The sequence below is a fragment of the Streptomyces sp. NPDC126499 genome (assembly GCF_040302485.1).
Classification (GTDB): Bacteria; Actinomycetota; Actinomycetes; order Streptomycetales; family Streptomycetaceae; genus Streptomyces.
In genome coordinates this window covers 121,158-139,745 of sequence record NZ_JBEOUO010000009.1, presented here as the reverse complement: position 1 = coordinate 139,745, position 18,588 = coordinate 121,158, and the positions used below count along the sequence as shown (strand labels likewise).

33 protein-coding genes and 1 pseudogene are annotated in these 18,588 nt (G+C 69.3%); 32 read left to right on the top strand and 2 right to left on the bottom strand.

Annotated elements, in window-relative coordinates; genetic code table 11:
* Positions 1–146: 146 nt before the first annotated feature.
* Positions 147–887 (top strand): annotated as a pseudogene (locus ABTZ91_RS15925) (carbohydrate ABC transporter permease); the annotation flags it as partial.
* A gap of 92 nt (positions 888–979) precedes the next feature.
* Here the strand turns inward: ABTZ91_RS15925 and xerC are convergent.
* Positions 980–2,269 carry an integrase gene (xerC, locus tag ABTZ91_RS15920; protein WP_352077739.1) on the bottom strand — a complete coding sequence of 430 codons (1,290 nt, stop codon included), beginning with the start codon at positions 2,267–2,269 and terminating at the stop codon, positions 980–982.
* A 439-nt stretch (positions 2,270–2,708) separates the two neighbouring features.
* Positions 2,709–3,128, bottom strand: coding sequence for a hypothetical protein (locus tag ABTZ91_RS15915; protein WP_352077738.1), 420 nt, complete (start codon positions 3,126–3,128; stop codon positions 2,709–2,711).
* Between the two features lie 201 nt (positions 3,129–3,329).
* On the opposite strand from ABTZ91_RS15915, the gene ABTZ91_RS15910 reads away from it, so the two are divergent.
* The 31 genes from ABTZ91_RS15910 (at position 3,330) to ABTZ91_RS15760 (ending at position 18,560) form a co-directional block, all read left to right on the top strand.
* Complete coding sequence (locus ABTZ91_RS15910) at positions 3,330–3,575, top strand: helix-turn-helix transcriptional regulator (protein ID WP_352077737.1); 246 nt, start codon at positions 3,330–3,332, stop codon at positions 3,573–3,575.
* A gap of 1 nt (position 3,576) precedes the next feature.
* Entirely contained in the window at positions 3,577–3,867 is a 291-nt protein-coding gene (locus ABTZ91_RS15905) for a DNA-binding protein (protein WP_352077736.1), read from the top strand.
* Between the two features lie 87 nt (positions 3,868–3,954).
* Complete coding sequence (locus tag ABTZ91_RS15900) at positions 3,955–4,221, top strand: hypothetical protein (RefSeq protein WP_407077963.1); 267 nt, start codon at positions 3,955–3,957, stop codon at positions 4,219–4,221.
* On the top strand, positions 4,218–4,439 hold the full coding sequence (locus tag ABTZ91_RS15895) for a hypothetical protein (RefSeq protein WP_352077735.1): 222 nt from the start codon (positions 4,218–4,220) through the stop codon (positions 4,437–4,439). The genes ABTZ91_RS15900 and ABTZ91_RS15895 overlap by 4 nt, the downstream gene beginning before the upstream one ends.
* Before the next feature lie 8 nt (positions 4,440–4,447).
* Complete coding sequence (locus ABTZ91_RS15890; RefSeq protein WP_352077734.1) at positions 4,448–4,636, top strand: hypothetical protein; 189 nt, start codon at positions 4,448–4,450, stop codon at positions 4,634–4,636.
* A 91-nt stretch (positions 4,637–4,727) separates the two neighbouring features.
* Positions 4,728–4,907 carry a hypothetical protein gene (locus tag ABTZ91_RS15885; RefSeq protein WP_352077733.1) on the top strand — a complete coding sequence of 60 codons (180 nt, stop codon included), beginning with the start codon at positions 4,728–4,730 and terminating at the stop codon, positions 4,905–4,907.
* A 61-nt stretch (positions 4,908–4,968) separates the two neighbouring features.
* Positions 4,969–5,271 (top strand): hypothetical protein, encoded by a 303-nt coding sequence (locus ABTZ91_RS15880; RefSeq protein ID WP_352077732.1) that lies wholly within the window; start codon positions 4,969–4,971, stop codon positions 5,269–5,271.
* A gap of 107 nt (positions 5,272–5,378) precedes the next feature.
* Entirely contained in the window at positions 5,379–5,624 is a 246-nt protein-coding gene (locus ABTZ91_RS15875) for a hypothetical protein (protein ID WP_352077731.1), read from the top strand.
* Positions 5,621–6,499 (top strand): lambda-exonuclease family protein, encoded by an 879-nt coding sequence (locus tag ABTZ91_RS15870; protein ID WP_352077730.1) that lies wholly within the window; start codon positions 5,621–5,623, stop codon positions 6,497–6,499. Before ABTZ91_RS15875 ends, ABTZ91_RS15870 begins: the two co-directional genes overlap by 4 nt.
* 9 nt (positions 6,500–6,508) lie before the next feature.
* Positions 6,509–7,462, top strand: coding sequence for an AAA family ATPase (locus ABTZ91_RS15865; protein WP_352077729.1), 954 nt, complete (start codon positions 6,509–6,511; stop codon positions 7,460–7,462).
* 70 nt (positions 7,463–7,532) lie between these two features.
* Entirely contained in the window at positions 7,533–7,907 is a 375-nt protein-coding gene (locus ABTZ91_RS15860; protein WP_352077728.1) for a hypothetical protein, read from the top strand.
* Positions 7,904–8,110 carry a hypothetical protein gene (locus tag ABTZ91_RS15855; RefSeq protein WP_352077727.1) on the top strand — a complete coding sequence of 69 codons (207 nt, stop codon included), beginning with the start codon at positions 7,904–7,906 and terminating at the stop codon, positions 8,108–8,110. The genes ABTZ91_RS15860 and ABTZ91_RS15855 overlap by 4 nt, the downstream gene beginning before the upstream one ends.
* Positions 8,107–8,910: a hypothetical protein gene (locus ABTZ91_RS15850; protein ID WP_352077726.1), complete on the top strand. Its 804-nt coding sequence runs from the start codon at positions 8,107–8,109 to the stop codon at positions 8,908–8,910. Before ABTZ91_RS15855 ends, ABTZ91_RS15850 begins: the two co-directional genes overlap by 4 nt.
* The gene (locus ABTZ91_RS15845) at positions 8,910–10,607 is read left to right on the top strand and encodes a DNA cytosine methyltransferase (protein ID WP_352077725.1); all 1,698 of its coding nucleotides are present in this window, start codon (positions 8,910–8,912) and stop codon (positions 10,605–10,607) included. Before ABTZ91_RS15850 ends, ABTZ91_RS15845 begins: the two co-directional genes overlap by 1 nt.
* A gap of 27 nt (positions 10,608–10,634) precedes the next feature.
* Positions 10,635–11,501: a hypothetical protein gene (locus tag ABTZ91_RS15840; RefSeq protein ID WP_352077724.1), complete on the top strand. Its 867-nt coding sequence runs from the start codon at positions 10,635–10,637 to the stop codon at positions 11,499–11,501.
* Positions 11,485–12,099: a DnaA ATPase domain-containing protein gene (locus ABTZ91_RS15835; protein ID WP_352077723.1), complete on the top strand. Its 615-nt coding sequence runs from the start codon at positions 11,485–11,487 to the stop codon at positions 12,097–12,099. Before ABTZ91_RS15840 ends, ABTZ91_RS15835 begins: the two co-directional genes overlap by 17 nt.
* Entirely contained in the window at positions 12,096–13,463 is a 1,368-nt protein-coding gene (locus ABTZ91_RS15830) for a replicative DNA helicase (RefSeq protein WP_352077722.1), read from the top strand. Before ABTZ91_RS15835 ends, ABTZ91_RS15830 begins: the two co-directional genes overlap by 4 nt.
* 9 nt (positions 13,464–13,472) lie before the next feature.
* A complete protein-coding gene (locus ABTZ91_RS15825) occupies positions 13,473–13,703 on the top strand; it encodes a hypothetical protein (RefSeq protein WP_352077721.1) in 231 nt (76 codons plus the stop codon).
* 11 nt (positions 13,704–13,714) lie between these two features.
* Positions 13,715–13,993, top strand: a complete 279-nt coding sequence (locus tag ABTZ91_RS15820; protein WP_352077720.1) for a hypothetical protein — start codon at positions 13,715–13,717, stop codon at positions 13,991–13,993.
* 39 nt (positions 13,994–14,032) lie between these two features.
* Entirely contained in the window at positions 14,033–14,350 is a 318-nt protein-coding gene (locus ABTZ91_RS15815) for a hypothetical protein (RefSeq protein WP_352077719.1), read from the top strand.
* 119 nt (positions 14,351–14,469) lie between these two features.
* Positions 14,470–14,628, top strand: coding sequence for a hypothetical protein (locus tag ABTZ91_RS15810; protein ID WP_352077718.1), 159 nt, complete (start codon positions 14,470–14,472; stop codon positions 14,626–14,628).
* Between the two features lie 72 nt (positions 14,629–14,700).
* On the top strand, positions 14,701–15,210 hold the full coding sequence (locus ABTZ91_RS15805; protein ID WP_352077717.1) for a hypothetical protein: 510 nt from the start codon (positions 14,701–14,703) through the stop codon (positions 15,208–15,210).
* A gap of 136 nt (positions 15,211–15,346) precedes the next feature.
* Positions 15,347–15,721 (top strand): hypothetical protein, encoded by a 375-nt coding sequence (locus ABTZ91_RS15800; RefSeq protein ID WP_352077716.1) that lies wholly within the window; start codon positions 15,347–15,349, stop codon positions 15,719–15,721.
* Positions 15,718–16,128 (top strand): hypothetical protein, encoded by a 411-nt coding sequence (locus ABTZ91_RS15795; RefSeq protein WP_352077715.1) that lies wholly within the window; start codon positions 15,718–15,720, stop codon positions 16,126–16,128. The genes ABTZ91_RS15800 and ABTZ91_RS15795 overlap by 4 nt, the downstream gene beginning before the upstream one ends.
* A complete protein-coding gene (locus ABTZ91_RS15790; protein WP_352077714.1) occupies positions 16,125–16,304 on the top strand; it encodes a hypothetical protein in 180 nt (59 codons plus the stop codon). Before ABTZ91_RS15795 ends, ABTZ91_RS15790 begins: the two co-directional genes overlap by 4 nt.
* Positions 16,305–16,371: 67 nt before the next feature.
* Complete coding sequence (locus ABTZ91_RS15785) at positions 16,372–16,545, top strand: hypothetical protein (RefSeq protein WP_352077713.1); 174 nt, start codon at positions 16,372–16,374, stop codon at positions 16,543–16,545.
* Positions 16,545–16,775 carry a helix-turn-helix transcriptional regulator gene (locus ABTZ91_RS15780; RefSeq protein WP_352077712.1) on the top strand — a complete coding sequence of 77 codons (231 nt, stop codon included), beginning with the start codon at positions 16,545–16,547 and terminating at the stop codon, positions 16,773–16,775. Before ABTZ91_RS15785 ends, ABTZ91_RS15780 begins: the two co-directional genes overlap by 1 nt.
* A 107-nt stretch (positions 16,776–16,882) precedes the next feature.
* Positions 16,883–17,167 (top strand): hypothetical protein, encoded by a 285-nt coding sequence (locus ABTZ91_RS15775; RefSeq protein ID WP_352077711.1) that lies wholly within the window; start codon positions 16,883–16,885, stop codon positions 17,165–17,167.
* Positions 17,164–17,517: a hypothetical protein gene (locus ABTZ91_RS15770; protein WP_352077710.1), complete on the top strand. Its 354-nt coding sequence runs from the start codon at positions 17,164–17,166 to the stop codon at positions 17,515–17,517. The genes ABTZ91_RS15775 and ABTZ91_RS15770 overlap by 4 nt, the downstream gene beginning before the upstream one ends.
* Entirely contained in the window at positions 17,514–17,900 is a 387-nt protein-coding gene (locus ABTZ91_RS15765) for an SLOG family protein (protein ID WP_352077709.1), read from the top strand. Before ABTZ91_RS15770 ends, ABTZ91_RS15765 begins: the two co-directional genes overlap by 4 nt.
* Before the next feature lie 42 nt (positions 17,901–17,942).
* On the top strand, positions 17,943–18,560 hold the full coding sequence (locus ABTZ91_RS15760; RefSeq protein WP_352077708.1) for a hypothetical protein: 618 nt from the start codon (positions 17,943–17,945) through the stop codon (positions 18,558–18,560).
* Positions 18,561–18,588 lie beyond the last annotated feature (28 nt).

Below are 18,588 nucleotides of genomic sequence, written 5' to 3'. Positions count from 1 at the left end.
CGTTCTCTCCTCACGTCCCCGGCGACAGCCGGTGCGATTGCGCCAAAGTCTCCCATCCACGCAGGTCGCCTTGACGAACCGACGGCACGTCAGGACGATGACCGAGTCCCAGGCAAGGTCGCGAACCGGGCACAGGGGGTCGATCGGTGAGTGTGACGACCGCGCCGAAGCGGTCCGCGGAGCGCCGTACCGGCCCCGGGCGGACCCGGTCCCCCCGCCCCCTCCGCGAGCACGGCGCCTGGTTCCTCGTGCTGCCCGCGCTGCTGCCGATCCTGCTGCTGAGCGTCGGCCCGCTGCTCTACGGCATCGCGCTCGCCTTCACCGACGCCCAGTCCGGCCGCACCCAGGCCACCCGCTTCGTCGGCACCCTCAACTTCCAGGACCTGCTCCACGACACCCTCTTCTGGGACTCCTTCCGCATCGGCCTGGTGTGGGCGGTCGGCGTCACCGTCCCGCAGTTCCTGCTCTCCCTCGGCCTCGCGCTGCTGCTCGACCAGAAGCTGCGGCTGCGCTGGCTCGCGCGGGCGCTGGCCATCGTCCCCTGGGCGATGCCCGAGGTCGTCGTCGGCATCATGTGGCGGCTCGTCTACGACCCGGACGCCGGCATCCTCAACGAGACGCTGCGCGACCTCGGCCTCGGCGACGGGCGCGCCTGGCTCAGCGGCCTCGGCACCGCGCTGCCCGCCGTGATCCTCGTCGGCGTCTGGGCCGGCATGCCGCAGACCACGGTCGCCCTGCTCGCGGGCGTCCAGAACACCCCGCACGAGCTCCACGAGGCCGCCGCCCTCGACGGCGCCGGAGCGTGGCGCCGCTTCCGCACGGTGACCTGGCCCGCGCTCCGGCCCGTCGCCCTCGCCATCACGGCCCTCAACTTCATCTGGAAGTTTATTTGGAAGTCGGTCCATCGGGGGCCATTGACCGCCTGACCTGCGGTTTCCCTAGATGGGGGAGGGGGCGTGGGAAACGAGTGGGAGATGATCTAGGACCCGGATTCCTCCCGCAGGCGCTCCTGTAGCAGTTCCCAGCGCTCCTGCAGCTTCTTCATGATGGCCTGCTCCATCGGAACCGTCACGCTTGAGTAGATGCCTTCCACGCCTGGCACCTCGTGACCCATGCGGCTCTCGATCGCGAACTTGCTGTGCCCGTCTTCGTCGAGCCACGACTTGTGGCCATGCCGCAATAGGTAGAGGCGCTTGCCCTTGAAGGTCGGCACCGCTGGCATCGCTTGCCGCGGCTTGCGTACCCGGGGCCCACTTCGCTCCTCAGCGCCGTCCGCGATGGGGCGCCAGTACTTGTAGTCGAAGTTCACCGCACCCAGGCAGCCCCCCTGTATGGCGGGGAAGACCCACTTGCTGTCATGCGACTTGAGCAGGTCAACGAGGAGCGATGCCAGAAACGGGGGGATGACGAGCGACCGAGAGGAGTGGTACTTGGGCGGGAAGAAGCCTAGTTCACTGCCCTCGTACTGAACTTGACGTTCCACTCGAATCGCTGGCATCAGGCCGTCGGCGGCGCCGTAGCGAGCCGCGTCGTCCTCGTAGCGCTCTTCCTCGTCCGGGTCGAGACGCGGGTCCGATGCCGGCCAGTTCGGATAGCAGTACTCCCTCGTCAGGCCGTACAACTCGGAGGGCCTCATGCCGGTCATCGCCATCGTCCAAAAGAATGCGTAGCCTGCATCGCCGAAGTAGGTGCGCCCGTTGCGGGCCAACTGCTCAACGGCCTCAGGCGCCATGTCCTTTTTACGCTCTTTGGGCTTCTTCTTGAACTTCCCGCGTCGTCTCGTGCGCTCGACAGGGGAGGTCTTGATGAGGCGCGGAACGGCGTCGTCCAGGACCATCCCCAGCACCATCATGACGTTTCTGGCGCTGCCTTCCTTCAGGGTCTTGTGAACGTGCTTCTTGAAGGCCCGGTAAGCGAGGACGTCGATGTCGGCTACCGAAGCGTTCTGCTTCTTGAAGTACGGGCGGATGTGGTTCTCGATCACCGAACGGTACTGGCGTTCCGTGAGATGGGCGTGATCCATGGCGGCAAGCCAATCGTCCAGCCAGTCCGTCATCAGCGTGGCGCCGTCGCGGTTCTTGACGTGGGTGCCGTGCCGGATCTCGTACAGCTTGTCCTGGCCATGCCGGAAGGCTTCTTCCTCGTCAGTGAAGCCGCCCTTGGACTCATAGCGCTTGCGCCCGTTCGGGAGGTACTCGCCGCTCCACCACTTGACTCTGCACGTGCCGCCTCGCCACTCAATGTGGACGTGCTGATCGATCCGGGCCATGCGCCGATCCCCTCTGTGCTGCTGGAGGACGCGGCGCCCGGCAGGTTCCCCAACCGCCGGGCCACCACGATTCCCATGATCTCAGTGCCGGCCGCCGAGAGGGCAACCACTGCACTGCTCACAGTTTCCTCCGAGTCCCTGTACCAACTCCCGCAAGACGTTTCCGGCTTCGCTGTGGGGGTGGAGCTGCCGAGGGATGACGCAGACGATCCCGTTGTCGGTCTTGACGGCCGTCCCGTGGAAGGTTGGCCCGTAGTCGACTATGAGTGCGTCCGTTTTCAACATGGCTCCCCCTGTCGGGTTGGTGCGGGAGCCTTCGAGGGTGTGTGACGACTCTGCCACGAGAAGTGGAAGTTGGAACTACTTGTGGCGGAAGTTGTGAAGCCTTTTTTGTCACCATCTGAGCAACGGAAAAGGTTGTACGACCATCGGACGAGTTTCAGCCGCCGAGGAGCCCCTTCTCCTTGAGGTCGCGAACCACTTTCTCGCTGAGAGCGCGGATCTCATCGGCCGTCAGTCCACTGGTGGTGGCGATGGCGGCGAGCTGCACGACGTCCTTCGCTGCGTCGAGGGCTTCGGGTGGAACGGGCGAGATCGAGACACCGGGTGCAGTCTCTGAGGGTGTCACGGGGACGGGTGACCGTCCTTCGAGGACGGCTACGCAGCTACCGGGCGCCCACTGCAGCACTGGGTCAGCTTTGGCGTAGGTGAGCTCGCGAACTGGCTGTCCGGTCTCGATGCGCTTCCAGGTGTCGGGGGCGATGCCGGCTGCCTTGGCTGCGGTCTTGTAGCCAAGGTGGAGCTCGATGCGGCGGTTTTTGACGGCCTGCGCGAGGGCGTCCAGGTCACGGGGTGCCATGAGCCCATATTGGCAGGGCCAGCTAGGGCCAGCCAGGACCAGGGGCGACTAAGGACGATTCCTTGACCTGCCCTTAACCCCCACCTAAGGGTGCCGAACCGCGACCGAACGCCCAGGTAGGCCGATCTTTTGACCAACAAGCACCAGCTGGAGTCCAACTAGTGCTGGACAAGACGGTCTAGGTAGGTCTAACTTCAAGGCATGCACCAACCCCCAACCACCCTCCCGGTGGACGGGCCGGAGCTGCGCAAACGGCGTATGGCTGCGGGTCTCGAAATCAACGACCTCGCCAAGGCCGCACGCATAAGCCGGTCGTACCTCAGCCACCTGGAGACCGGGTCCCGCACCCGGATGCGACCCACCCGCTACAAGCGCCTGTTCGACGCACTCGAAGCAGCAGAACACGGCCGAACCGCCCCACTCAGGGGCGAAGAAGAGAAGGAGTGACATGCCTGCCGACAACGACAGGTCCGAGCGGTTCCTCAAGTACGAGACCCCCACCGCCCCTGACGACCCGAACGCGGATCTCATGACCGTGCAGGAGACGGCCTTCGTCCTCAAGTGCAGCGTCCCGACCGTCCGGCGCCGACTCAAGGAGCTCGGGCTCACCCGCAAGCCTGGCCGCCGGGTCATCACCACCAAGGCCGACCGGGCCGCTCTCATCGAGTCGAGCCTGGTGCAGCCGCCCAGCGGCCGACGCGGTCGGGGCCGTAAGCCGCTCGCATCCCTCGCCGCCTAGCGCGGTATGCGGGCCGCCGCCGGGCTCTGACACACCGGCGATCGGCCCTAGATCCACCCCTCACTCAAACCAAGGAAGAGGCTTCACATGTCTCGATTGAACCACGCGCACCTCCAGTTGGTGCCCGTCCCGATCCCGGACCGGGTGGCCGCACTGATCGGCTCCCAGATCCCCGAGCACATCCTGCAGGCCGAGGTCGAGGCCACGAACCAGGCCTACTGCATCTCCCTCTGCCGGAAGCCGGAGTACGCCGAGGCCCGCGAGTACGCGCTCTCCGAGCTGCACCGCGCCAACAAGATCCTCGCCGCGCACCACCCGCAGCTCCCGGTCCGACCGAACGGGGTGGCGGCATGAGCATCAACCCGATCGAGCGCCTGGACGTCGCGCTGCCAGCGCTGCTGACCGACCTGAAGTCGGAGCAGGCCCGCCGCGAGAAGAGCGCCTGTCTCGCCGAGCAGGCCCACCAGCTCGACCCCATCGACGCCGCGTTCGCCCGCCTCGCCTGCGAGCACGGAGACCGCTGCTCCACCGACGCCGACTACGCCGGCTGGACCCCGGGATCCGTGTCATGACCCGCCCGGTGGTGGATGTCTTGTCGCCGCTGTTGTCGGCGCCGGAGATACCGCCTGCTGCGGGCCACCAGCTGCTCGCCGGTCTCGACCTCGCGCCGCGCACGGTCGTCCCGGCCTGGGTCACCGACCCGGACATGGTCGCCAGCATCCTCGCCGGCTTCATCGACATCCCCGACGACCTGCGAGGCACCCAGTGACCCGCCTCCTCACCGTCCGCGCCGTCGCCGCCACGGCCGCCGCATCCCTCGCCCTGCTCCTCCTCGGGCGACACCTCTCCAAGGAGTCGTGATGGACCAGTACCTGCGTTGCCCGATGCCGCAGTGCCCTCACCGCGTCGGTCTCCCGGCCCAGGTCCTCTCCATCGAGGCGATGACCGACCACCTCATCGAGAAGCACGGGCTGCCCGAGGCCAGCGCCAGCTACGCCGCCAGCCACCTGCTTCCCATCCTGGCGCCCCGCGCCGCCTAGACCCGCCGGGCCGGCGGTGCCCCGTCCTGCCGCCCCGGCGCAGCAACCACCAGGAGACCCCATGCACAGCACCCGCCCCACCGCCGACACCATCGAGCCCACCCCCGGCCTCCTCGCCTACCAGGAGCCCGGCAGCAACGACTGGCGCCTGGCCCACCACTCCGGTCTCGTTCTCGCCTACTGCCGAAACCAGCAGCACGCCGAGGACACCGCCCACCTCATCGCCGACTGGGTGGACTGGACCATGCCCGCCGATCCGATCCGATCCGAGATCGCGGTCGATGGCGAGAGCCTCCAGTTCCTGCTCAGCTACGAGGCCAGCGCCACCGCGGCGGACTGGAAGACCGCCCGACCTTCCGCCTAATCCCACAAACGGCGTGTCGAGCCACCGGCTCCACGCCAGCCAGGGCCGCCCCACCCTATCCCCCGCCCGGGGCGGCCCTGGCCCCGCACACCCTCAAGGAGCCCCAGATGGACCACACGATCCCCGCCGAGACCGCGGCGCACGTCCTCTTCCACTACGGCCGCGAAGGCGGCTACCAGCCCGGCAGCTTCACCGAACAGCTCATCACCACCATCGACATGGCCGACCCCGGCAACCGCGACCGCCTCGCCGCCGGATTCCCCGACTACGTCGCCGCCGTCGTCGCCATTCAGTACGACCCCGCCGGCGTCACCCGCCTCCAGCAGATCGCCGCCGGGCAGGTCGCCGCGTGACCATCCATACGCCGACCGGGGTCCTCCTCGGCAGCTACACCCCCGGCACCCCCGAATGGGAGCAGGCACGCGGCGGACTCTGCATCACCGCCACCGAGATCGCCGCCGTCATGAACCTGTCGCCCTGGTCGAACCCCTTCGTCCTCTGGCACAAGAAGAGCGGCCTGCCCGTCCCGCCCTTCGTCGTCACCTCTCAGGTCGAGTGGGGCAACCGCCTTGAGCCGGCCGTCGCCGCCAAGTGGCAGGACGAACACGAGGGCTACTGCGTCGAACCGACGGGCACATGGCGACACCGCCACCGCGACTGGCAGCGAGCCACCCCCGACCGGATCCTCACCACCAGCCAGGGCGCCGTCACCGAACTCCTCGAAGTCAAGACCAGCCCCACCGGCGAAGGCTGGGAGAACGGCGTCCCACTCCACTACTACTGCCAGATCCAGTGGCAGCTCGACACCCTCGGGCTCCAGCGGTGTCACGTCGCCGTCCTCATCTCCGGCCACGACTACCGCGAGCACGTCGTCGAGTACGACGAGACCGACGCCAAGCTCATGCGGGAACGCGCCGAGCGATTCCTCGACAGCGTCCGCAACGGCCAGCGGCCCGACATCGACGCCAGCACCAGCACCTACGACACGCTCCGCCGACAAGTCGACCGCTTCACGGCTGAAGACGTCGAGATCCCCGGCCCCATCGCCTCCCGCTACGAGGTCACCCACCAGCAGCTGAAGGCCGCCGAAACCGAGCACACCCACGCCAAGTCGCTGCTCCTCGACGCCCTCGGCGGCGGCCGGAACGCCACCCACCTCGGCCGGCGAATCGCCTACCGCACCGCCCACGAAGACGGCACCACCCGCTCCCTCCAGCCCGCCCGATAGGAGCCACCCGTGTCCCGCATCAGCGACCACGTCAACCAGCGCCCCACAGCCGCCACGGCGCCGCAGGCGGACTTCACCTTCGCCCCCGCCACCCGCGAGAAGGCCAAGGCCCGCCTGGCCCTCATGGGCGTCTCCGGCAGCGGCAAGACGTGGACCGGACTCCGCATCGCCCACGGCCTCGCCCAGCGGTTCGCCGTCATCGACACCGAACGCGGCGCCGCCTCCAAGTACGCCGGCATCAACGGCGTCACCTTCGACACCCTCCAGCTCCACACCTACCACCCCAGCAACCTCATCGGCGCCCTGGCCGCCGCCGCAAATGCCGGCTACGAGGCCGTCCTCGTCGACTCCCTCACCCACTTCTGGTCCGGCACCGACGGCACCCTCGAGCAGGTCGACCGCGCAGCGAAGAAGGGCTACGGCGGCAACACGTTCGCCGGCTGGAAGGAAGGCACCCCACTCCAGAACTCCATGGTCGACGCGCTGCTCTCGTACCCGGGCCACGTCGTCGCCACCATGCGCGCCCATACCGAGTGGTCGCTGCAGACCAGCGCCAACGGCCGCAAGGAGCCCGTCCGTGTCGGCACCCGTCCCGAACAGCGACGCGGCGTGGAGTACGAGTTCGACGTCGTCGGCCAGATGGACACCGACAACACGCTCAGCATCATCAAGTCCCGCTGCCCCCAGCTCCACGCGCTCGTCGTCGAGCGGCCGGACGGCATCAACATCGCCAAGACCCTCCTGGACTGGCTGAACGACGGCGCGGTCGGCGTCGACCCGGCCACATACATCGACCGGGCCACCGCCAAGAACGCGACGCTCGACGAGCTGGGCCAGCTGCGCACCGAGGTCGAGTCCCGCGGGCTGCAGGCCACGCCGTTCCTCGACCCCGCGACGGGCCAGGCCACGACGCTCGGCGACTACATCCAGGCCCGAGGCATCGCCCTCAAGGCAGCCCAGTAGCGCCAAGGCGGCCCGCGCCCGAATCGCGGGCCGCCACCACCCAGGACAGCACGAACGGAAGGACACCGCCATGACCCGCCGCCTCTCCCCGGCCGAGCGCCTCGCCTCCGCCGAGAAGGACCTGCTGCTCGAAGACATCGCCGACCAGTCGTCCTGGGACCGCTTCCTCGTCGAGCAGGCCGTTTTCCACTACGGCACCCGCCACGACGAGTTTTCCGCCAACGACCTTCGCGACGTGCTGCCGGAGCTGGCCCACGGCTTCCTCGGCGCCGTGATCAACAGCCTGCGGACCGCTGGCGTCATCGAGCACACCGGGCGGGTCGTGCCCTCCACCCTCGCGAACACCCACGGCCATCGGATCGGTGTCTGGAAGCTCAGCGTCAAGGGCTGGGTCATAGCCCAGCAGCGCCGCGCCCGGCACACCCCCACGGAGGCAGCCGCGTGATCGCCATCTCGCTCGCCTGCACGATCCTCCTCGCCGGCGTCGGGCTCGTCTGCTGGGCCAGCAGCCACAGCCACCTCGTCCGCACCCCCGAACAAGTCCGGGCCGACATGGCCCACTACCGGGCCCAGCGCGACCACGCCACCTGCGAAGCCATCGCCGCACTCCCCACCATCCCCAACCCCCGGAAGGAGAACGGACAGTGACCCGCACACCCCGCCAGCACGGAGAACGCCGCTGCTACCTCCAGGGCTGCCGACGCCCCGAATGCGTCGAAGCCAACAAGCGGTACTGCAAGCAGTACCGAGTCCAGACCATCCGCCAGCCCCTCCGGGTCGACGCAACACCGGTGCGGCAGCGACTCCAGCAGTGGGTCGACCAGGGGTACACCCAGACCCAGATCGGCGCGGCCGTAGGAAAGTCGTCGGGCGACATCTCCAAGCTCCTCAACGGGCAACCCACCGTCGCACCCCGCATCGCCACTCAGATCCTCCAGTCACCCGGCCCGACGGGGCTCCCCGCTCACGCCCGAGTCGACAGCACGGGCACGATCCGACGCGGACGGGCGCTGCACGCCATCGGCTACCCGATCTACCTCGTCGCGGCCCAGGTGCCGATGGCAACGAACCACCTGGGTCGCCTCCTGGACCACGAGCCGCCCACCGTCTCGGCTGCTGTCGCCCAGGGCATGGCTGTGATCTACAGGCAGTGGAGCGGACGCCCCGGACCCTCTCACTTCGCCGTCTTCAGCGCCCGCCGACGTAACTGGCACGGCCCCCTCGCCTGGGACGACATCGACAACCCGAACGAGCAGCCCGAAATCAGCGAGCCGTATAGGCCCATCCCCAAGGGCGGCCGTGACGACCTCCGGCGCCAGGAGATCCGCCACCTGCTCGGTTGCGGGGAGTCGGTCGCCTCCATCGCCAAGCAGATGAACGCCAACGAGAAGTACATCGGAGACCTGATCGGTCGGGGCCTCGGCGACGACTACAGGAGGGCCGCCTAATGTTCCGCCACGACAACGACGCCCTCACCGTCATGGACTGGTTCTGCGGCGCCGGAGGCAGCAGTCAGGGCGTTCACGCCGTACCCGGCATCCGGGTCGAGCGTGCCGCCAACCACTGGAAGCTCGCCATCGAATCGCACGCCGCGAACTTCCCCACCACCAGCCACTACCAGGGCGACATCCGCAAGGCGCCCGTATGGGACTGGCCCGTCACCGACATTTTCTGGGCGTCCCCCGAGTGCACCAACTGGTCCGTCGCCAAGGGCAAGAAGCGGGACTTCGCCGGCGCCATGCAGGGCAGCCTCCTCGACCTCCTCACCACGGTCGACGAGGACGACGAGCCGTCCCCCGAGGAGGAATCCCGCGCACTGATGGAGGAAGTGCCGCTGTACCTGCGCGGCGTGCAGGAACGCGGCGGGCTGGTGAAGGCCGGCATCGTCGAGAACGTCACCGACGTCCGCGCCTGGGACCAGTGGGACCGGTGGATCGGCGAGATCCACAAGCTCGGATACCGCACCCGGATCATCGCCCTCAACTCCATGCACGCCAACCCGCGCTCCGTCCACGCCGCACCACAGTCCCGGGACCGGCTGTACGTCGGCTACTGGCACGAGTCCCTCGGCCGCACCCCCAACTGGGACAAGTGGCTCCGCCCGCGTGCCTGGTGCCCCGGCTGCGACACGTTCGTGCAGGCCATGCAGGTGTTCAAGGACCCCAAGCGGGACATGGGCCGCTACCGGCAGCAGTACGTCTACCGCTGCCCGAACACGTCCTGCCGCAACCAGATCGTCGAACCCGAAGCGCTCCCCGCAGCTGCGGCGATCGACTGGTCCATCCCCGGGCAGCGCATCGGCGACCGCGCCAAGCCCCTCGCGGAGAAGACGATCGCCCGCATCGAGGCCGGCCTGAAGAAGTTCGCCCGCCCGGTGCCGATGATGGTCCCGGCCGGAGGGACATGGCGCGACGCGGCCGTGTCCGTCGCGGAGCCGATGCCCGCCCGGACCACGCGGGAGAACGACGCGCTCATGGTGCCGCCGCTGATGGTCCCCGTCGAAGGGCGGGACGGGAAGAGCGCGGCGTCTGCCTGCAGCCCACTGCGCGCGATGACGACGCGGAACGAGACCGGTCTCGCCTGGCTGCCGTTCATCGCCGAACTCCGCGGCGGAGGCTCCGTTGCCCGATCGGTGTCCGAGTCGCTGGCCACCGTCACCGCCTCCGGCAACCACCACGGCCTCGTCGCCCCCGCCGCCATGGTCATGCGGAACAACGGCAGCAAGGGTGACGGTGGCGAGCACTGCACCACCCCGGCCGAGCCGTTCCGGACGCTGACCACGGCCGGCCACCAGTCGCTCCTCACCTGGGAGCACATGCTCATCCCGTACTACGGCAACGGGGCCCCGCGGTCCGTGCACGAGCCGATCGGCGCGCTCACCACACGCGACAGGTACGCCCTCGTCCAGGGCGAGATCTGCGTCGAGGACGTGCTTTTTCGGATGCTCGAGCCGCACGAGATCGGCCGGGCCATGAGCTTCAGCGACGACTACATCGTCCTCGGCAACAAGCGGGAGAAGGTCCGCCAGTACGGCAACGCCGTCACCCCGAACGCCGCCGAGATCCTCGTCTGCGCCCTCGTCGAAGCCGTCACTGGCGAAGAACTCGACCGGCACGCCGAGCCCGCCACAGCACTCGCCGCCTAGAACACCCACCGCACTGAAAGAGGCCCCGTGAGCATCGACGCCATGTACTGGGTGTGGAACTACTCCCAGTCGAAAGGCACCGGCCGGCACGTGATGTTGGCCTGCGCCAACTGGATCACCGGTCCCGATTGCACGGTGAGGGCCAGCACGACCGAGCTCGTTCGCTTCTCCAACGCGGCTCGCTCCTCCGTGATCAAGGCTGTGGACGGGCTGCTGGAGTCCGGCGAGTTGCAGCTGTTGGAAGGGCACCGAGGAACGCGGTCGGCCCTGTACCGGATCCCGGGAGCAGTGGGCTATGTCCGACCCGAGGGCGGCTCTAGGGGTGCGGAATCCGGACCACTACGCCACGGCGAGGGGTCCGGAAACGAGACCCCTAGCGGTTCCCAGGGGTCCGGAAACCAGACCCCTGCCGGAAACGCTAGTGGTCCGGAAACCGGACCCCAGGGGTCCGGAAACCGGACCCCTAGGGGTCCGGAAACCGGACCCCATAACCAGTACCAGGTAGACCAGGAAGAAGAAGACTCTTCTTCCGCCTCCCACTCGGCCCGGGAAATCACCGCCGCCGAGAAGCAGGAGTTCGGCAACTTCTGGGCGCTGTACCCGAAGAGCCGCGACTACGACAAGACCCTCGAGGAATGGACCACTGCCGTCCTCGCTGGCGTCGACCCCGAGCAGATCACCGCTGCCGCCGTCGCCTACGCCAAGGAGAAGGCGTGTGAGGACTGGCGCTACATCAAGTTCTCCGCCAACTGGCTGAAGGCCCGTGGCTACCTCGACAAGCACGCACCCCAGCCGAACGGTCGGCCCCGCCTTCGGGCTGTGGGCGCACAGACCGCCCCCCGCGACATGAGCCACATGACCGAAGAGGAAATCCAGAATGCCCTCAACTTCTGACGACGGCCGCGACTCCGTGCTCGCCGAGCGCCGCGAAGACGCCGTCAACGCCTTCCTCCGCGCCACCCCCGCCCTCTACCGCCGCGACATCGGCATCCACCCCCACGCCGCCGCCTGGGCCGCCCAGACCGACAACACGGCCACCAGCCTCTTCCTCACCGGGCCCATCGGCGTCGGCAAGACCCACACCGCCTGGCAGTCCGCCCGCAACTGGGTCGCCGCCCACATCACCCGCACCAGCCGCCGCCCCCGCGTCGAGACGTGGCGCTCCACCGCCCTCTTCGACGCCCTCCGCCACGACAACCCCGACTGGAACGTCCGCACCCTCACCCGCCAGCTTCAGGAGGCAGACCTGCTGTACATCGACGACCTCGCCGCCGCCCGCGTCTCCCCGACCGGCTGGACCCAGGAACGCCTCTACGAGATCTTCGACGAGCGGTACATCAACCGCCGCCCCTGTCTCGTCACCTGCGATGTGCTGCCCGGCGCGACCGGTGACATCGTCGGCGACCGCGTCCAGTCCCGGCTCCGCGAGATGTTCCGCGGCGGAGTGCTCCTCCTCGAAGGCGCCGACCGCCGGGCTGGGGCCGCCGCATGAGCACCGACATGTGGGACGCCCCCCTCGACGACCAGCCGGCCGCCAGCCTCGTCCTCGCTGATCCCGACGCGGAGAAGATCCTCGCCGCCGCGATCATGGCCCGCACCGACCTCGTCGACGAGCTGGCGATGCAGGGCTTCGACCCCGCAGACTTCACCATCGACCGCTACCGCTGGATCTGGTACGCCGTCGAAGAGATCCGCGCCAACCTTCAGCCCGGCGCCATCCGCTGGGAGGCCATTGACCGGCAGCTCCAGGCCTGGCGCGCAGACGGCCGCATGCCGACCGTTCCCGCCGACAAGAACGAACTGGCCCAGCTCTACATCGACGCCGCCCCCAGCACCGCCCCCTGGGCAGCCCAGCGGATCACCAAGATGGCCGTCGCCGCCCGCCTCAACGCCCACGGCCACGCGTCCATCACCCGAGCCCGCTCCGCAGCCTTCGACCCCGACGCCGACATCGCCGAGGCGCAGGCCGAACTCGACGGCGTCGTCCGCCAGGCCGCCGACGACAGCTACATCCAGGTCGGCGACGTCCTCGAAGCAGTCTTCGAACGGGCCGTCACCCCGCCCACCACCGACGACCGAGTTCCCACCGGATTCATGGACCTCGACGCGCTGCTCACCGGCGGGTGGGCGGGTGGTCAGATGGTGGTGGTCGGCGCCAGGCCCGCCATGGGCAAGACCACCTTCGGTCTCGGCCTCGCCCGCGCCGCCGCAGTGAAGCACGGGATCACCACGCTCTTCGAGTCCCTGGAAATGGGACGTGACGAGCTCGGCACCTCGATCGTCTCCGCCGAGTCCCGCGTCGCCCTTCACCACATCAAGCAGGGCATTGCCACCGATGACGACCTGCAGCGCTTCGCCAAGCGGGGTCGGGCGATCAAAGAGGCGCCGCTCTACATCTCCGACAACGCCCACCTGACCATGCCGGTCCTCCGGGCCCGCGTCCGTCACCTCGTCCGTACCGCCGGCCTGCGTCTCGTCATCGTCGACTACCTGCAGCTCATGCAGGCGCCGAAAGCGGAGAACCGCCAGGTCGCCGTCTCTGAGTTGTCGCGGCAGCTGAAGCTGCTGGCCAAGGAGTTTGGCATCACCGTGATCGTCCTGGCCCAGCTCAACCGCGGCCCGGAACAGCGCACCGACAAGAAACCGATGGTGTCTGACCTGCGGGAGTCGGGATCGATCGAGCAGGACGCCGACATCGTGATCCTGCTGCATCGCGAGGACGCCTACGAGGTCGAGTCCCCGCGGGCTGGAGAGGCCGACTTCATCGTCGGCAAGCACCGCGGCGGCCCAACGGCAACGATCACGGCCGCATTCCAGGGCCACTACGCCCGCTTCGTCGACATGGCCCAGACCTAGGAGGCTGCGATGACCGAACTGACCCCCGAGGACTTCGCCGAGGCCCGCAAGGACGGCGACGTCACCCGCCTCCTGCTCCTCGCCGCCGGCATCGCGCCTAAGGCACCGAAGCAGCGGACCGCCGCCCACGACGAGCAGCCGTGCTACCACATCGCCCGCCCCGGCGCCTGGCCCTGCGGCACCGCCGCCACCGGACCCAGCCCCGGACCCACCTGCCCCCTCTGCACCCCCACCGCCTGAAGGAGACCCACATGCCCGAGCACGACGACACCACCATCGCCCGCATGTACGACGCCATCGAACACACCCGATGGCAGGACCTCGCCGACGCCCTCAACGCCCTCACCGAATGGGGCGCCGACCCTCTCCTCGCCCTCGCCGACCAGCTCGGCACCAACAAGATCGTCCGACTCGACCCCGCCGAAGACCACCACACCTACCGACTCCGCTACCGGCCCCCCTACGGCGACGAGCGCGAACGCGACGGCGGACCCGGCTGGATCGTCGAGCCCCGCAAGCCCGCCGCCTGACCGCTCATCCGGTTCCACCACCACCCACAGGAGACCACCGTGACCGACCTGCCCATCACCGACGAGATGCCCGATACCTGGGTCCGCGCCCTCACCGACGCCATCGAGGCCTACGACCACACCGTCACCGACGCCCACGAGACCGCCATCACCATCGCCCTCACCCCCCGCGCCATGCAGCCCCTCGGCGCCGACCCCGGCGAAGAGCTGTACATCGGCTGGTCCGAGCGCGCCGGCATCGACTGGGGACTCGGCCACGCTGGACACGTCCCCGACCCGCAGCCCCTCGGCGCCGACACCATCACCGAGACCGCGGCCCGCGTGCACCTGCTCCTCACCACCGGGCGGCCGGCATGATCCGCCACGCCATCCCCTACGCCGCGGCGTCGTCGTCCTGCCGCTGCCCGGTGCAGGCGTGCGGCGGGATCATCCCCGACCCGTCCTGTCCCGACCACGGGACGCGGAAGAACCCGGCAATGGAGTGGCACCAGGGCGAGCAGTGCCTCGGTTCGCTCCGGGGGATCCTGCGGCGCGCGGCCGACGAGATCGAGGCCCTGCCGGGCAGCGCCGGTGACGAGCACGCCGCCTTCGTCGTCTGGCTGCTCCGCACCGCTGTCGATAACACCCCGTCCTAAGCACGTAAGCCGGCCGCCCCGCGGGCATGGCGGGGCGGCCTCCCACCACCATCCCACGACAGGAGCACCACCATGACCGCCACCACCGTCAACTACGTCTGCGGACAGTGCGGCACGACAACGCGACACTCGTGCCCGGCAGTCTGGCCCACGCCGTCCGCCGCCCGCCAGGCCACCGCACAACCGGCCGCCGACGAGCGCTGTGGCTGCGGGCACGCCGCCCACGCCCCGGGCACCGAGTGCGAGGACGGCGTCAACCACGGCTCGAAGCGCTGGCACCGCTGCCTCTGCCTCAACCTCGTCGGCGCGAACGCGGCCTGTCCGCCGGACATGGACTGCCAGGGCGGCCGGCTCGGCTACAGCGACGTGTGGCACCTGCAGCGCGCCGTCGGGCGGCAGGACACCCAGACCGCCACCGAGCCGCCCAACGACATGCCCCAACTGTTCGCCCTGCAGCGCGCCATCACCGAGAGCGGCGGCACCCTGACCCGCGAGGTGCACACCGCCATCGACGCCCTGCGCAACTTCTGGGACGCCGCACTTCAGCGGGCACAGCAGCCCGCCGCCGGGGCCGAGTCGTGACCGGGTGGCAGTGGCCGGAGCCCCCGATGACCGTCCCGCCCGAGCCGGCGCCCGGCCACGGCAACCCCTACGCCCACCTCCACGACGACGAGGCCGAGCAGCGGCCCGTCGACACCATCGACCCCGGGGAGTACCTGTGACCCAGCCCAGCCCCGCCGACACCCTCCGCGCCGCAGCCATCCGCCTCCGCGGATACGCCAAGGCCGCCTCGCTCGCCTCGCCGGGCACCTGGACCATCACCCCCGAGCGCGTCATCCGCTGCGGCGACGGCGAGGGCGTCATCGTGGCCGATCGCAGCTGCGCCGACACCGGTGAGGACGCCGACCTCCCGTACATCGCCGCCATGCACCCCGGCGTCGGCAGCGCCCTCGCCGTACTTCTGGAACGGCAGGCCAACATCGCCAGCGAGATGCAGGAGTACCTCGGCGAGCAGTTCCAGGACGGCGCCCTCGATCAGAACGCCCACGACGCCCTCACCGTCGCCCGCGCCATCCTCGGAGACCAGCCGTGACCGACCGCATCCCGCTCGACGACATGACCGACGACGCCCTCGACCAGCTGTGCGCCGAACTCGCTGAGGCGCGAGCCGAGCAGGACCGGTTCCGCACCATGTACGACGCCTCCGAGGCCCGCGTGAACGACCTGATCGAGGAGCGGGACAAGCTCGACGGGCAGTTGACCACCATGACCGACGTCGCCCGCAGCAACCGGCGGCACGTCCGGGAGATCGTGCCCGAGCTGGAGACCGCCACCCAGCGCGCCGAGCGGGCCGAGGCCGCCATCGAACGCGTCCGCGCCTTCGCCGACCTCCTCGACCACCTCTACAACATCACCGCCAGCGCCCCCGATCGACGCCTGTACCGCTGCGTCGCGACCGACCTACGCGCCCGCCTCGACGAGCAGCAGGAGCAGACGTGAGCGACACCCGCGACGAACCCGCCCTCTGCCCCGACTGCGAAGGCCTCACCGTTACCAGCTGGGCCCGCCTCGACATCACCCACGTCCGCTTCGGCAACGGCCCCGAACTCCCCGTCACCAGCGCCTGGATCACCCCCACGCCCGAGCCCTGCCCCCACCAGAAGCCCCAGCAGTAGCTGCGCACAGCGATGGGGCGCGCCCAGTCCGCCAAGACCAGCGGGCGCGCCCCACACGGAGGAACCCATGCACCAGCCCCCGCTCTGGCCGGACGACTGGGAGGCCGAAGCCGACGCCCGCAACGGCACCTGGCGCCGAAGCTGCGAACCCCGGCACATCCTCGCCGACTACGGCCGCAGCGTCGCCCGCCCCCACACCCCCACCCACCGACCCGTACACGACGTCATCAGGAGCCTGTGATGGCAGACCTCACTCGCCGCCAACGAGAAGTCCTCGCCCTGGCCGCCAACGGCAACACCAACGCCGCCATTGCCGCCTGGCTCGGCATCACCCCGAACAGCGTCGCCGAAATCCTCACCGTCGCCTACCGCCGACTCGGCGCCGCCGACCGAGCCCAAGCCGTAGCCATAGCCCTCGCCGTCGGCGAACTCGGCATCGACCAGATCCACATCCCACAGGCAGCGGCCTAGCCCCTGACGCCACAGACGGCGCGCGAGCGGTCCGGACTCAGCGATGGACCGCCGCGAGCCCCCAAGCGCTCCTGACCAAAACTCTTCGAGCAGGAAAGGCCATCCCCGTGGAACACCGACAGACCGCCCTCCCCAAGAACGCCATCACCCACGGAACCTGCGGACGCTGGTGGACCGGCACCGAACGCTCCCACGCCAGCTGCTGCCACCGAACCTTCAGCAGCCTCAGCGCCTTCGACGCCCACCGCAAAGGCGGCCGCTGCAACAACCCCACCGACGTCGGCCTCATCGCCCGCCACAAGCCCTACGGCGAACTGTGGGGCTGGCCCGCCCCCGAAGGCGGCTACACAGCCCTCCGCAGCCACCAGAGCGACGAAGGAGCCAACGAATGACCAACGACACCAACGAGGCGCCGAACGGCCCGCAGACGGGCGCTGAGGGCCCCGACCCCCGCGACGTCATCCGCGACACCATCGCCCGCACCCTCAACGCCAGCGGCTACTGGCTCCCCATCGAAGGCCAACACGCCATCGCCCACGCACTCACCGGCCTCCGCAACGACGAAGCCGAGACGTGGCGCCGCAAGGCCGTCGACCGCGGACTCGAACTCGGCCGACTCCAACACACCCTCGAACTCGCCGAAGCCGCCGCCCGCACCTGGATCGACGACCACAACGGCACGGACTGCGCCCACGCCGTACTCGACGCCCTCACCGCCTACCAACCCAAGGAGCAGCCGTGATTCATCCGTACAGGGTCCTTATCACCGGCAGTCGAGAGTGGACCGACGAGGCCGCCATCCACGGCGCGCTCGCCGACCTGCCCACCGACCGGACGCTCGTCATCGTCCACGGCGACTGCTTCAAGGGAGCCGACGCCATCGCCAAGGCATGGGCCTTCAACCGCGCCTTCCTCGGTGACGACGTCATTGAGGAAGCCCACCCCGCGAACTGGCGGCCAGGAGGCAATCTCGACCGCTCCGCAGGCTTCCGCCGCAACGCCGAAATGGTCCAGCTCGGCGCCGACCTGTGCCTCGCGTTCATCCGCAACGGCAGCCGCGGCGCCACCCACACCGCCGATCTCGCCGAGAAAGCCGGCATCCCCACCCGCCGCTTCACCGCCTGACCCGGCCCCGCCCGCACCCGCACCGCCGCAAGGAGAGCCGCCGTGAACGAGTCCGCCTTCTGCACCCGCTGCGCCCGCGACCTCCGCGATCACGAATGGGGCAGGTACCTGTGCCGGCCCTGCGAGGACCGCATCGCTACTGCCCTCGTCGCCATCCCGGCTATGTACGGCCAGCTGTCCCAGCATCTGTACCGCGGCGCCTCCACCGGGCCCTCCGTCTCCGGCAGCAAAACCGCCCCCGCCCCCCTCCGCGAAGACGTCCTCGAGCTGCAGCTCGAAACTGGGCCCATCCTCGCCCCCCTGCAGTCCTGGGTCCGGGACTGGGAGCACCACGGGCACGCCGAGCTGCACGAGACGGGCACCCTCCAGGACCGCGTCACCGGCGCCTGCAGGACGCTCAGGTACAACCTCGCCTGGGCCGTCGAACACCACGCCGCAGCAGACGAATTCGCGAACGAGGTCGGCTCCATCCACCGCACCCTCGCCGGCATCACTGGCGGCGAAAAGCCGGCCCGGAAGCTCCACGTCGCCTGCCCCTGCGGGCATGCAGTGCCGTTCACTCTCAACACCCGCGGCGAGTCCTGCCTGGCCTGCGGCGCCGACTACGGCCGCGGAGACATCCTGCGCATGAACCTCACAGACAGGCGGGCCGCAGCGTAGACCTACCGCCCGACCGCCCCACCAGGCA